The sequence below is a fragment of the Streptomyces sp. NPDC097107 genome (assembly GCF_044762405.1).
GTDB lineage: Bacteria > Actinomycetota > Actinomycetes > Streptomycetales > Streptomycetaceae > Streptomyces > Streptomyces thinghirensis.
In genome coordinates, this window is record NZ_JBIWEF010000003.1 from 379,565 (window position 1) to 392,148 (window position 12,584).

Sequence of the window (12,584 nt, forward strand, 5' to 3'; positions counted from 1 at the left end):
AGGAGCACCCTCCTCGAGCGCGGCGGACTCCTCAAGCAGGGCCGGCTTCTGCTGCCCGCCCTCCTCCTGTGCGCGCTGCCCTTCTACCTGGACGCCTTCTGGCTGCGCATCGGCCTCTTCTCCATGGCCGCGGCCATCGGCGCCGTCGGGCTCGGCCTGCTCAGCGGCACCGCGGGACAGCTCTCCCTCGGGCACGCCTTCTTCCTCGCCGTCGGCGCCTACGGGTACGTATGGCTGGCGGGCGAGCCCGGGCCGGGGCTGCCGCCGGCCGTCGCCGCCGTCCTCGCCGTGGTGCTCGCCGGAGCCGCGGGCGGCCTGTTCAGTCCCGTCGCCGGCCGCGTGAAGGGCATCTACCTCGGTGTGGCCACCCTCGCCCTGGTCTTCCTCGGCCACCACGTCCTGCTCACCGCCGACTCCGTCACCGGCGGCTTCAACGGACGCTCGGTGCCGCCCCTGGAGATCGGCGGGTTCACCTTCGCCGAGACCGACCCGGAACTGACGGTCCTGGGCGTGCCGTTCGGCGCCGAGGAACGGCTCTGGTACCTGGGGCTCGTCCTGTTCGCGCTGACCTGGTTCACCGCGCGCGGACTGCTGCGCGGGCGCCCCGGACGCGCCCTGGTGGCGCTGCGCGACAGCGAGACCGCGGCTTCCGTGATGGGCGTGCACGTGGCCCGGTACCGCTCGGCCGCGTTCGTCGTCTCCTCGATGTACGCGGGCCTGGCCGGAGTCCTCCTCGCGCTCTCCTTCCGCCGCGTCGTGCCCGACTACTTCTCCCTCCTCCTCTCCGTCGACTACCTCGCCATGATCGTCATCGGCGGCCTCGGGTCGGTGGCCGGCGCCACCGCCGGCGCCGTCTTCGTCACCGCGCTGCCCCTGCTGATGACCCGCTACGCCGACCAGTTGCCGCTGGTGACGACCCCGGGCTCCGGCGGCGGCTCGATCGGCCCGACCGAGGCCTCCCGCTACCTCTACGGCGCGGCGATCGTCGTGATCCTGCTCTACGCCCCGGACGGCCTGCACGGCCTGGCCCGCCGGACCCGCGCCCGCCTGCGCCGCAAGTCACCCGACACCGGTCCTCCCGACGCCGGGCCCACGTCCCGGCCCCCTGCCACCACCGCCAACGCCGCACGAACCAAGGAGCACACCCCGTGAACGTCACGCACTCCAGGCCCCGCACCACCCGGACCGCCGCCCTGGCCGCGGCACTGGCCGCCGTGCTGCTCGCGGGCACCGCATGCAGCACGAAGGCGGACGGCGGGTCCACCGACGACGCCGCCGACGGCGTCAAGGCCGGCCCCGGAGTCAGCGACAAGGCCATCAAGCTGGGCGCGCTGACCGACCTCACCGGCCCCTACGCCACCCTCGGCAAGAGCATCGTGCAGGCTCAGCAGATGTGGGCCGACGAGACCAACTCCGCGGGCGGCATCTGCGGCCGCAAGGTCGAGATCGTCGTCAAGGACCACGGCTACGACGTGCAGAAGGCGGTCACCGCCTACGCCGACATCTCCCGGGACGTCGTCGCCCTGCCCCAGGTCATCGGCTCGCCGGTGGTCGCGGCCCTGCTCGACGACATCGAGCGGGACCACATGCTGACCTTCCCGCAGGCCTGGGCCGCCTCCCTGCTCGGGATGGACCCGGTCCAGGTCCTCGGCACCACCTACGACGTCGACATGATCGCCGCCGTCGACTTCCTCACCCGCACCAAGAAGATCGCCAAGGGCGACACGATCGGCCACGTGTACTTCGAGGGCGACTACGGCGCCAACGCGCTGGAGGGCTCCGAGTGGGCCGCGGAGCAGGCGGGGACGAAGGTGGTGGGTCAGAAGATCAAGGCCACGGACACCGATCTGACCGCGCAGGTGTCGGCGCTGAGCAAGGCCGGGGTGAAGGCGATCCTGATCAGCGCGGGTCCCGCCCAGACCGCCTCCCTCGCCGGCGTGGCCGCCGCCCGGGGCCTGAAGGTGCCGATCGTCAGCAGCGCTCCCGGATACTCCCCGCAGCTGATGAAGACGCCCGCGGCGCCGGCGCTGGAGGCCATGGTCCACGTGGTCAGCGCCGCACCGGCGGTCAGCTCCGACCTGCCGGGCGTCCAGAAGATGGTCGCCTCCTACACCAAGAAGTACCCGGGCGAGCCGGTCGACTCCGGCGTGCTCTCGGGCTACAACGCCGCCCAACTGATGGGCGCCGACCTGAAGAAGGCGTGCGAGGGCGGCAGCCTCACCCGTCAGGACGTGGTCAAGGCGCACCGCTCGCAGAAGAACGCCGACACCGGCCTCGGCACCCCCCAGAACTTCACCCTGGTGACCGAGCCGGCCAGCCGGTCCACCTACGTGCTGAAGCCCGACGCCGAGGCGGCCGGCGGCCTGGTGGGCGTGGAGGAGGCCCACAAGGCACCCGGCGTCGACGCGTACCTGGCCGGACGCGGCTGACCTAGGTGGGTGGCCGCCAACTCGACTGCCCAGCAGTCACCTTGGCGGCCACCCGGTTCGCGTGCTGGTTTCCCTGACCGCCGGGTCCCTAGGATGTACTCTCGGTCATGCCAGTGCAGTTGGCGCGGTACGGAGCTGGGAGAACGATGCAAGCCGACAAGCGGTTGTCCACGGAGATCGACGCCAACGTGCCAACGGCAGCACGTATGTACGACTACTACCTCGGCGGCAAGGACAACTACGCGGCCGACCGGGCGGCGGTCGGGGATCTCGACAAGGTCGTCCCCAGTACCCGTCGGCTCGCACTGAACAACCGGCGCTTCCTGCAGCGGGTCGTCAGGAGCCTCGCGGAGGACTACGGCATCCGCCAGTTCCTGGACCACGGCTCCGGCCTGCCCACGCAGGACAACGTCCACCAGGTCGCGCAGCGGATCGCCCCCGAGTCCCGTGTCGTCTACGTCGACAACGACCCGATGGTGCTGGTCCACGGCCGTGCGCTGCTCGACCAGAACGACCGGACCGCCGTCATCCACGCCGACATGCGTTCGACGGAGGAGATCTTCTCCCACCCGGACACCCAGCGCCTGATCGACTTCTCGCAGCCGGTGGCCGTGCTGTTCAACTCGGTGTTCCACTGCATCCCGGACAGCGACACCGACGGCCCGACGGCCGTGATCCGCCGCGTCACCGAGCGACTGGTGCCCGGGAGCTACGCCGTGATGTGCCAGCTGGTCAGTGACGACGCCGAGGTGCGGGAGTCCGTCACGGCCTTCATGGACCAGGCAACGCAGGGGCACTGGGGCCGGGTCCGCGAACCCAAGGACGTCGAGGCCTACTTCGAGGGCATGGACATCCTGGAGCCGGGCCTGGTGGAGGTCTCCACCTGGCGTCCGGACAGTGAGGTGGCTCCGCGCCAGCTCACCGACGAGTGGATCGAGTTCGGCGGTCTGGGCCGCATCCGCTAGCGGGGAGAGCATCCGGGCCGCGCGCTACGCGTGCGGCCCCTCTCTTTCGCGCCTGGCGCCGCTATTTCCTTCTCCCGCTACTTCCTCTGTCGCGCCGCTACTTCTGGGCGTAGCGCTGCGCCATCGTCTCGCGCAGCAGTTCCAGTGACTCGCGCGGAGTGAGCGCCTCGTCGGCCAGGCGGTCCAGCGCGACCCGGTACTCCTCGGTCTCGTCGCGGTCCTCGAGGAAGTTGGCGCTCTTGATGTGCTCCAGGTAGACCACGTCGGGCAGGTCGATGCCGCCGAAACGCAGATAGGTGACCGGGATCGCGGGTGCCGACGCGTTCGTCACGTCCAGCGGCACGATCTGCAGCGTCACGTGGGGCTGCCCGGCCATCTCGACGAGGTGTGCGAGCTGCTCACGCATGACTTCGCGGCTGCCCAGTACCCGCAGCAGCACGGACTCGTCGATGATCGCCCACAACTGAGGCGCGTCACCGCGGCGCAGCAACTCCGCACGGCGCATCCGCAGTTCGACACGTCGCTGGATCTCACCGGCAGGCGCGTTCGGCAGGCCCCGCTCGACCACGGCCCGGGTGTAGTCCGCGGTCTGGAGCAAGCCGGGGACGTACTGGATCTCGAAGGTGCGGATGGTCGCCGCGGCCTCCTGCAGTCCGACCAGACGGTCGAACCACTCGGGCATGAGGCGCTTGTCGTACCGCTGCCACCAGCCCGGTTCGCCGGCCCGCTGCAACAGCTTGACCAGTACCGAGACCTCGTAGGCGTCGGTGCCGTACCGCTCCAGGATCGCGCGGACGTCCGTCTCCGTCGGAGGTTTGCGGCCCTTGCCCGACTCGATGCGGGAGAGCTTCGCCGGGCTGAACCCGATGTCGCGTGCCGCCTGTTCCTGGGACAGACCGGCGTCCTCGCGGAAGCCCGCCAGCTGAACGCCGACGAGCATCTTCAGTAGAGTCGGAGCCGGCTCGGCCCTGTCCAGATAGGGTTCGAGACGGGAGAGGCGATGCGATGCGGCGGACATCCTGACTCCCAGCAGACCGGCAGACTTGAGAAACCACACTATCTCATCCCGCATGTGCCCGCCGCATCAGCCAGCGGGAAACGGGTAGTTGGCCTCCGCTCCGTGATGGCCGCCCGCCTCGCCGCCCGCTCCCGGCCCCCGCTTCACAGCAGGTGGTCGAACTCGCCCTCCTTCGCCCCGGCCAGGAAGGCGGCCACCTCCGCGGAGGTGTAGACGAGCGCGGGGCCGTCCGGATCACGGGAGTTGCGCACCGCGATGCCTCCGTCCACGAGCGCCACCTCGACACAGTTGCCCTCGGCGTTGCTGTGCCGACTCTTCTTCCAGCAGGCGTCCAACAGACTGGCCTGCACTCCGTTGCGCACTGGTGGCACCGCGGTCTCCTTGCCGTTCGGGGGAGCGGACCGAGTCCCGTCGGTCCCCGTGCGCTCCCGTCCGATTTTTCTCGCGCAATTTCTCGTGCAATTGCACGCGAGCGCTGTCAGCGTGGATAATAGCCGTGGCGTCAACCCCCCGGTCGGCGCCCCGTTCTGACGTCGCATCAGGGAGATGCCGTGTCGTCACCTGCGCATCCAACGCTTCGGTCGCCCGGCGAACCCGTGTCGGAGGCAAGCGCGGCGAGCCGGCTCGGAGAGCTCCCGCGACCGGCCGCCGGCCGGGGCGAGTGGCCGTTCCCCGCTTCCCGCGCGAAGCACCACGCCCCAGGCGGCCCACCCGCTTCCGCGGTGCTGCGCGTCGCGTGTAGCGGGGAGGGGTTCGCCCGGGCCCGGGTCTTCACGCGGGACACGTTGAGCGCCTGGTCGCTGGACGGGCACGCCGACGACGCGGTCCTCGTGATCACCGAGCTCGTCTCCAACGCCGTGCGGCACGCGGTGCCGTCGGCGGCGGCCGCACCCGAGGTCAGGCTGGGGCTCGTCCTGGACTCCGACCACCTGACGCTGACCGTCTCAGACCCCGGGGACAACGCGCCCGTGTTCACCCCGTCCGGAATCTCCGCCCTCCAAGAGCACGGACGCGGCCTGTGCATCGTCGACGCCCTCGCCGAGGAATGGGGCTGGACCCCGAGGCCTCCGGCGGGCAAGACCGTCTGGGTCAAGTTGTCGACCCGCCCCCTCACCTGACCCGACTGCCGCGGAAGGGCCCCACACCATGCGCAGCACTCCGAAACCCGACCCGAGTACCTGGCGCACCGACCGTCGGACGCAGCCGCCCGGTTCGCCCCGGGCCGCCGGTCCCCTCGCGGGGCTGGACGGCGTGCCCTGGAGCGAGATCCAGGACTCCAGTGGTTCCGCCGCGGCCATTCCCCGGCTGCTGCGCAAGGTCGCCTTGGGGGACGCCGAGACCGCCGGTGCCGCCCTCGGTGAGCTGCGGAAACGCATCTGCCAGTACGGGTTTGTCGTCGAGCAGGCCACCGCCGCGACCGTCCCCTTCCTGTGGGAACTTGCGCAGCGGCCCCAGGTGAGCTGCCGGGCACAGATCATCCAGCTGCTCAAGAACATCGCCGACGCCCGCCAGTGGGAGACGACCGCCACCGCCTACCCCAAGCTGCTCAACCACCGGGAGAACCCCGTGGCATGGGAGCGCGCGGCGCGGCAGGCCGTCCGCGCCCGGCGGGACGGGCTGGAGCGGCTGCTGGCCGAGGGGGACAGCGAGATCGCGCGGGCCACGACCGAACTGGCCCGCACGCTCGGAGACTGAGACCCGCGCCCTCCACGGGGGAGAAGGCGCGGGTCTCCCTCCGACGCACCGGCACACGGGTGTGCGGGTGTACGGGTGCAGAGGCGTTCCGGCCTTCGGAACGGTGTGGCGTACTCCTCGGCGACGGGGTAGGAAAGCGCGGGATGAAAGCGCTTGCCCCACTCGGTCACCAGGAGGATCACGCCGATGGCGTCGCCGCCCGAAAAGCCACTCGATCACCGCTACCGGGGCGAACACCCGATACGCACGCTCGTCTACCTGTTCCGCGCCGACCGCCGCCGTCTGGCGGGGGCGGTCGCGGTCTTCACCGTCAAGCACAGTCCGGTCTGGCTGCTGCCCCTCATCACCGCGTCGATCATCGACACCGTCGTCCAGCACGGACCGATCGGCGACCTGTGGACCAGTACCGGGATCATCATGTTCATCCTGGTGGTCAACTACCCGCTGCACCTGCTGTACGTCCGTCTCCTGTACGGCAGTGTGCGCCGCATGGGCACCGCCCTGCGCTCCGCGCTGTGCACCCGCATGCAGCAGCTCTCCATCGGCTACCATTCGCGCGTCAGCGCCGGCGTCCTGCAGGCCAAGGTCGTCCGGGACGTGGAGACGGTGGAGCAGATGGTGCAGCAGACCGCTGAGACGGGGCTGGGCGCGTTCACCGTCCTCACCGGCGGCCTGGTCATCATCGCCGTGCGCACGCCGGAGTTCCTGCCCGTCTTCCTCGTCGTCGTACCCGCCGCCTCCCTTCTCGTGGCCCGGCTCCGGGCCCGGCTGCGCAGCCACAACGAGCACTTCCGCCACGAGGTCGAGACCCTGTCCTCCAGGGTCACGGAGATGACCCGGCTCATCCCGGTCACCCGCGCCCACGGCCTGGAGGGCAAGGCGCTGCGCCGTATGGACGGCACCCTGGACCGCCTGCTGACCTCCGGCAACCGCCTCGACCTGGTCAACGGCCGCTTCGGCTCGCTGTCCTGGGTCGTGCTCAACGTGGTCGGCGTACTGGTCCTCGCGGGCGCCGCGCTGGTCTCGTACCACGGCGTCTGGGGCGTCACCGCCGGCGACGTCGTCATGCTCAGCGCCTTCCTGACCACCCTCACCAGCTCCACGACAACGTTGGCAGGGCTGGCGCCGGTCATCACCAAGGGCCTGGAGTCCGTCCGTTCGGTCGGCGAGGTGCTCCAGGCCCCCGAACTGGAGGACAACGAGGGGAAGGCGGAGCTCACCTCGCTGCGCGGCGCCGTCACCTTCGAGGGCGTCGGGCACCTCTACGAGAGCGACGGGCGGCCCGCGGTCAGCGACTTCACGCTCGCGGTCCGGCCCGGCGAGACCATCGCGCTGGTGGGCGCGTCCGGCGCCGGCAAGTCCACCGTCCTCAACCTGGTCATCGGCTTCCTGCGGCCGACCGCGGGCCGGCTGCTGCTCGACGGCACCGACATGAACACCCTCGACCTGCGCACGTACCGGCGCTTCGTCTCGGTGGTGCCGCAGGAGTCCATCCTCTTCGATGGCACGATCCGGGAGAACGTCGCCTACGGCATGGACGACGCCGACGAGGAGGCGGTGCGCGCGGCCCTGCGGGACGCCAACGCGCTGGAGTTCGTCGACCGGCTGCCGCAGGGACTCGACACCCTGGTCGGGGAGCACGGCGCACGGCTCTCCGGTGGTCAGCGCCAGCGTCTGGCCATCGCCCGCGCGCTGATCCGGGATCCCAGGGTGCTCATCCTGGACGAAGCCACCTCGGCGCTGGACACCCGCTCGGAGGCGCTCGTCCAGCAGGCGCTGGCCAGGCTCCTGCGCGGGCGCACCACGTTCGTCGTCGCGCACCGGCTGTCCACCGTGCGGGGTGCGGACCGGATCGTGGTGATGGGCGAAGGCCGGATCCAGGAGACCGGAACCCACGAGGAACTGCTGGGCAGGGGAGGGGCGTACGCCGCACTGCACAGCGGCCAGGCCGCCTGAGCGGGGCGGGCGGCCCGTGCCCCGGACGTCAGGATCCGGCCGGGGCGGCACCCAGTACCCGGCCGGTGAAGTCCGCCAGTTGGGCCCGCATCCTCTCGGGCGGCACGCCCTCCGGGCCGGCCAGGTGCTCGACCAGGTCGGCCCGGACTGCGGCGAGCAGCGCGTGGGCGGCGAAGTCGCCGTCCGCGAGACCGGGAATCTGCTCCAGCATGGTGCGCAGCAGGGTGTGCCAGCGGCCGTAGTGCGCCGCCCCGTAGGGGCTGTCGCCTCCGGCCCCCTCCAGGGCGAGTGCGAGGCGGCGGTTGTCGAGTTTGAAGCACAGGAGCGCGTCGAGCACGGCGGGGACGCGCTGCGGCGGGGGAGCGCCGGGGCCCAGTAGTGGCGGACCCGTCGTGACGGCCTCCTCGATCGGTTCCAGCCGTGCCTCGTACAGCGCCTTGATCAGCCCGGTCCGGTCGCCGAAGGCCCGGAAGAGCGTCCCCTTGCCGACACCGGCCGCCGCCGCGACGTCCGCCATGGTCACGTCGTCCGGGCGCTCGCAGCGGTCGAAGAGGGTGTCGGCGGCCGCGAGAACGGCCGCCCGGTTGCGGGCCGCGTCCTTGCGGGGCTTGCGCTCGGTCACAGGGGGCTCCTCCGTCGCGGGCTCGCCGCGTGTTGCAAAGCGGACCGCCGGTCCGTATCGTTCGAAGCGGACTTACGGTCCGTATTCTATGCGACGGAGGAGCACCCACCCATGCCCACGCCCACCCCGCCCACCGTGCCCGCCCCGGCGGCGGACCTGTACCGCCGCAGCCTCCGGCTCCTGCTGGACAAGGACATCGACGCCTGGGCCGGCCTGTGGGCCGACGACGGAGTCATGGAATTCCCCTTCGCCCCCGAGGGCCGGCCCCGGCGGCTGGAGGGCCGGGAGGCCGTCGCCGCCTACATGCGCCCCTATCCCGACCACATCGACCTGCACGACTTCCCCGACCTGCGGATCCACGAGACCACCGACCCGCGGACCGTCGTGGTGGAGATGCGTGGCGTGGGCCGGGTGGTGAAGACCGGCGCGCCCTTCGACATGACGTACATCGCCGTCGTGACCGTCGAGGACGGGCGGTTCACCTCCTACCGCGACTACTGGAACCCGCTCGTCCTCCAGGAGCCCGGCACCGACTTCACCGGGAGCGGACGATGACCGGCACCGGGACCACGCTGGTCGTCGGAGCCACCGGCACGACGGGCGGCCGTACCGCCGGTCAACTGATCGCCGAGGGTCACCGGGTGAAGGCCGCGAGCCGGCGCGCGACCCCGCTGCCGGGCGCGGAACCGGTCCGTTTCGACTGGCACGACGCCGCCACGCACGGCGCGGCGCTCGACGGAGCCGACCGCGTCTACCTCGTTCCGCCGCCGGGTGACTCGGAGCCGGCCGCGGTCATGCTGCCGTTCCTGCGAAGGGCCCGTGCCGCGGGCGTGCGGCGTGCGGTGCTGCTCAGCTCCTCGGCCGTCCCCGAGGACGGCCCGGCGGTGGGTGCGGTGCACCGCGCCCTCCCCGGCCTGTTCGAGGAGTGGGCGGTGCTGCGGCCCTCCTGGTTCATGCAGAACTTCACCGGTACCCACGCCCACGCCGTCAGCGTCCGGGAGGACGGCGTCATCCTGACCGCCGCCGGGAGCGGCCGCGTGGGCTTCGTCGACGCCGACGACATCGCCGCCGTCGCGGTGCGCGCCCTCACCGGCGACGAGGCCCCCTGTGAGGACCTGATCCTCACCGGTCCCGAGACCCTCGACCACGACGAGATCGCCGCGATCCTCACCCGGGCCGGCGGCCGGCCCGTGGTCCACCGGCACCTGACCCGCGAGCAGTTGCGCGACCGCCTCGCGCGACTGGTGCCGCCGGATTTCGCCGCGATGCTGGCCGACATGGACCGCGCCATCGCTCTGGGGGCCGAGGACCGCACCACCGACACCGTTCGGCGGGTCACCGGCCGTTTGCCGCACGGGTTCCGGGAGGTGCTGGAACGGGAGCTCGGTGCGCGGTGAGTGACGTGCGGACGGGCGGGGCACCCAAGCCCGTTCAGTCCCCTTTCAACCAAGTCGTCGCCCGCTCACGATGACGGTCGGACACGAAGCGAAGGATTCTCGTCAAATGCGAGCAGGGGCACGCACGGTGTGATTGCTTCGGCCGGGCACGGGCATACGCAGCGAAACTCGAGAGAGGGGAGCTTCGTGCTCGAACCGGACCCGAAGGTCGTCAGGGAGTTGCTGACGCGGTACGCGGCACTGCGGATCGCTCAGGCGGAGAGGGCAAGGCCGGCGACGGCGCGGGAGCTGGCGGACGTCAGCTACACGCTGTGCGTGATGACGGCGACGACCAGCATTCACGACGCGGTGGCCAAGGCGGACGCGCTGCTGCTCGCCAAGGGACGGACTCCGGACGCCGTCCGCGCGGCGGGCCCCGATGGGGAGAGCGGCCTGTCGCTGGCCGTGTGACACCGTCACGTCAGGGGCCCGCCTCGGACCGGGAGAGCCGGGACGATCCGCGAGGCGGGCCCTGCGCGGGGCCCGCCGACGCGGCCGGCTTCCCGTGGAACGCCGCGCGATAGGCGTGCGGAGTGGTGCCGACCACCCGGCGGAACCGCTCGCGGAAGGCGGTGGGGGAGCCGAACCCGGCCTGCCGCGCGATCCGTTCGATCGAGTGGTCGCCGTTCTCCAGCAGGTACTGGGCACGCCGCACCCGCGCCCGCAGCAGCCACTGCAGCGGAGTGGTGCCCGTCTGTTCCCGGAACCGTCGGCTGAAGGTGCGCTCGCTCATGCCCGAGCGCGCCGCCATCGCCCCGAGGGTGACCTCCCCCGCCAGGTTGTCCTCGATCCACTCCAGCAGCGGCTCCAGGTCCGAGCCCCGCGGCACGGGCGGGCGCTCGTGCACGATGAACTGGGCCTGGCCGCCCTCCCGTTCCAGCGGCACGACGCACATCCGGGCGGCGTGCGCGGCGACGGCCGATCCCAGATCCCGGCGGATCATGTGCAGGCACATGTCCAGACCGGCGGCGGCGCCCGCGGAGGTGAGGATCTGCCCGTTGTCGACGTAGAGCACGTCCGGCTGCACCTCCACGCGCGGGTAGCGGCGGGCCAGTTCCGCCGCGGCCATCCAGTGGGTGGTGGCCCGCAGCCCGTCCAGCAACCCGGACTCCGCGAGGACGAAGGCGCCCACGCACACCGACGCGATCCGCGTCCCCGCACCGGCCGCCCGCCGCAGTGCCGCGAGGACGCGTTCCGAGGGCGGGCCGTGCTCCTCGGAGCGGCCCGGCACGATGATCGTGTCGGCGGTCTCCAGCGCCTCCAGGCCCAGGTCGATACGGAGGGTCAGCCCGTCCGTGCGCACCTCGGGCGACTCCGCGCACAGCCGGACCCGGTACGGGCTGCGCCCGTCGGGCAGCCGCGTCCAGTCGAACGCCTGCATGGGCGCCGCCATGTCGAACGGCACCACGTCGTCGAGGACCAGGATCGCCACCGAGTGCATGACCGCCACGATAGGCGGATTCCCGCCGTGGGCAGAACCCCCGCGCACATCCCTCGCTCCACCTTGTCCTGCCGGATCCCTCCTGGTGAAGGCGTTGGCGAGAATCCGTTGGAAGCTGTCGTTTCAGCCCCTGTGCGATCACCCGCCGTCTTTCTAGCGTGGCCCCGACCGCATCGACCGAACTGTCTCCCGGAGCCCCGACCGATGACGAAGATCCTGCTGTCCCTCCACGTCCTGGCCGCCATCATCGCCATCGGGCCCGTCACCGTCGCGGCCAGCATGTTCCCTCCTGCCGCCCGACGTGCGGTGGTGCCGGTGCCCGCGGGTGCCGGGGGCGGAACGGACGCCGGGGACGTGGGCACCGTCCGGCTGCTGCACCGCATCTGCCGGGTCTACGCCGGTCTCGGCATCGCGGTGCCGGTCCTCGGCTTCGCCACCGCCGCGGCGATGGGTGTCCTGGGGGACGCATGGCTCATCACGTCCATCGCGCTGACCGCGGCCGCCGCCGGCCTCCTGACCGCCTTCGTCCTGCCCCGTCAGGAGGAGCTCCTGGAGCAGCTGACCGACCGGCGGCCCGTCGAGCGCGCCCGTACCGCCCGGCTCGCCATGTTCACCGGCCTGTTCAACCTGCTGTGGGCCGCGGTCACGGTCCTCATGATCGTCCGGCCCGGCTCCACGACCGGCGCATGAGCCGCCGTCACCTTGTGGGTGGATTGCGCACCACCGGGTGAACGGGCGCCTAGACTGCTCAGTCGCGTCTCCGTACGGAGGCGGACGACACGAAAGGCACGTTGACGGGTGTTCCAGGATTCCCCCATCTACGACCGACTCGTCGCCGAACGCGGTGACGTCCCCGAGCAGGTGCGGCGGGACGCCGAGCGTGTGAGCAGGGAGCTGGAGGTTGTCATGCGCCCGCTGCGCTCGCCCGGCCACCTGCCCGGCGCCGAACGGCAGCCGTCCCCGGGCGCCGGCTGGCAGCGCACCGCCCTGCTGCCCGGCCCACGCCCGCACTAAAACCGGTG

Annotated in this window: 15 protein-coding genes; 11 read left to right on the forward strand and 4 right to left on the reverse strand. The window is 71.6% G+C overall.

Annotated features, from left to right (window positions below; all coding sequences use genetic code 11):
• Window positions 1–48: 48 nt before the first annotated feature.
• The 3 genes from ACIQ1J_RS08915 (at window position 49) to ACIQ1J_RS08925 (ending at window position 3,394) form a co-directional block, all read left to right on the forward strand.
• Entirely contained in the window at window positions 49–1,152 is a 1,104-nt protein-coding gene (locus ACIQ1J_RS08915; protein WP_403555813.1) for a branched-chain amino acid ABC transporter permease, read from the forward strand.
• Window positions 1,149–2,429 carry an ABC transporter substrate-binding protein gene (locus ACIQ1J_RS08920; RefSeq protein WP_403555400.1) on the forward strand — a complete coding sequence of 427 codons (1,281 nt, stop codon included), beginning with the start codon at window positions 1,149–1,151 and terminating at the stop codon, window positions 2,427–2,429. Before ACIQ1J_RS08915 ends, ACIQ1J_RS08920 begins: the two co-directional genes overlap by 4 nt.
• Before the next feature lie 146 nt (window positions 2,430–2,575).
• Window positions 2,576–3,394 (forward strand): SAM-dependent methyltransferase, encoded by an 819-nt coding sequence (locus tag ACIQ1J_RS08925; RefSeq protein ID WP_403555402.1) that lies wholly within the window; start codon window positions 2,576–2,578, stop codon window positions 3,392–3,394.
• Window positions 3,395–3,491: 97 nt separating this feature from the next.
• Here ACIQ1J_RS08925 and ACIQ1J_RS08930 read toward each other — a convergent pair whose 3' ends face one another.
• Both ACIQ1J_RS08930 and ACIQ1J_RS08935 read right to left on the reverse strand, forming a co-directional pair.
• Window positions 3,492–4,412 (reverse strand): helix-turn-helix domain-containing protein, encoded by a 921-nt coding sequence (locus ACIQ1J_RS08930; RefSeq protein ID WP_403555404.1) that lies wholly within the window; start codon window positions 4,410–4,412, stop codon window positions 3,492–3,494.
• A 143-nt stretch (window positions 4,413–4,555) separates the two neighbouring features.
• Window positions 4,556–4,783, reverse strand: a complete 228-nt coding sequence (locus tag ACIQ1J_RS08935) for a DUF397 domain-containing protein (protein WP_210958256.1) — start codon at window positions 4,781–4,783, stop codon at window positions 4,556–4,558.
• A 180-nt stretch (window positions 4,784–4,963) separates the two neighbouring features.
• Here ACIQ1J_RS08935 and ACIQ1J_RS08940 point away from each other — a divergent pair, with 180 nt between their 5' ends.
• From ACIQ1J_RS08940 to ACIQ1J_RS08950, 3 genes are all read left to right on the forward strand, one after another.
• A complete protein-coding gene (locus tag ACIQ1J_RS08940) occupies window positions 4,964–5,530 on the forward strand; it encodes an ATP-binding protein (protein WP_403555407.1) in 567 nt (188 codons plus the stop codon).
• A gap of 28 nt (window positions 5,531–5,558) precedes the next feature.
• Complete coding sequence (locus ACIQ1J_RS08945) at window positions 5,559–6,107, forward strand: hypothetical protein (protein WP_210958258.1); 549 nt, start codon at window positions 5,559–5,561, stop codon at window positions 6,105–6,107.
• Window positions 6,108–6,293: 186 nt separating this feature from the next.
• Complete coding sequence (locus ACIQ1J_RS08950; protein ID WP_403555409.1) at window positions 6,294–8,063, forward strand: ABC transporter ATP-binding protein; 1,770 nt, start codon at window positions 6,294–6,296, stop codon at window positions 8,061–8,063.
• Window positions 8,064–8,091: 28 nt separating this feature from the next.
• Here the strand turns inward: ACIQ1J_RS08950 and ACIQ1J_RS08955 are convergent, their stop codons facing one another.
• Window positions 8,092–8,685: a TetR/AcrR family transcriptional regulator gene (locus ACIQ1J_RS08955; RefSeq protein ID WP_403555411.1), complete on the reverse strand. Its 594-nt coding sequence runs from the start codon at window positions 8,683–8,685 to the stop codon at window positions 8,092–8,094.
• A 111-nt stretch (window positions 8,686–8,796) separates the two neighbouring features.
• On the opposite strand from ACIQ1J_RS08955, the gene ACIQ1J_RS08960 reads away from it, so the two are divergent.
• The 3 genes from ACIQ1J_RS08960 to ACIQ1J_RS08970 all read left to right on the forward strand — a co-directional run bounded on the left by ACIQ1J_RS08960 (window position 8,797) and on the right by ACIQ1J_RS08970 (window position 10,532).
• Window positions 8,797–9,240, forward strand: coding sequence for a nuclear transport factor 2 family protein (locus ACIQ1J_RS08960; RefSeq protein ID WP_403555413.1), 444 nt, complete (start codon window positions 8,797–8,799; stop codon window positions 9,238–9,240).
• A complete protein-coding gene (locus ACIQ1J_RS08965) occupies window positions 9,237–10,082 on the forward strand; it encodes an NAD(P)H-binding protein (RefSeq protein WP_403555415.1) in 846 nt (281 codons plus the stop codon). The genes ACIQ1J_RS08960 and ACIQ1J_RS08965 overlap by 4 nt, the downstream gene beginning before the upstream one ends.
• 186 nt (window positions 10,083–10,268) lie before the next feature.
• Window positions 10,269–10,532: a DUF5133 domain-containing protein gene (locus ACIQ1J_RS08970; protein ID WP_403555416.1), complete on the forward strand. Its 264-nt coding sequence runs from the start codon at window positions 10,269–10,271 to the stop codon at window positions 10,530–10,532.
• Between the two features lie 10 nt (window positions 10,533–10,542).
• On the opposite strand, the gene ACIQ1J_RS08975 is transcribed toward ACIQ1J_RS08970, so the two are convergent.
• Window positions 10,543–11,562, reverse strand: coding sequence for a GlxA family transcriptional regulator (locus tag ACIQ1J_RS08975; protein WP_403555418.1), 1,020 nt, complete (start codon window positions 11,560–11,562; stop codon window positions 10,543–10,545).
• Between the two features lie 204 nt (window positions 11,563–11,766).
• On the opposite strand from ACIQ1J_RS08975, the gene ACIQ1J_RS08980 reads away from it, so the two are divergent.
• Together ACIQ1J_RS08980 and ACIQ1J_RS08985 are read left to right on the forward strand one after the other, a co-directional pair.
• Window positions 11,767–12,252: a hypothetical protein gene (locus tag ACIQ1J_RS08980; protein ID WP_403555420.1), complete on the forward strand. Its 486-nt coding sequence runs from the start codon at window positions 11,767–11,769 to the stop codon at window positions 12,250–12,252.
• Between the two features lie 108 nt (window positions 12,253–12,360).
• Window positions 12,361–12,576, forward strand: coding sequence for a hypothetical protein (locus ACIQ1J_RS08985; protein WP_210958264.1), 216 nt, complete (start codon window positions 12,361–12,363; stop codon window positions 12,574–12,576).
• The last annotated feature ends 8 nt before the right edge of the window (window positions 12,577–12,584 follow it).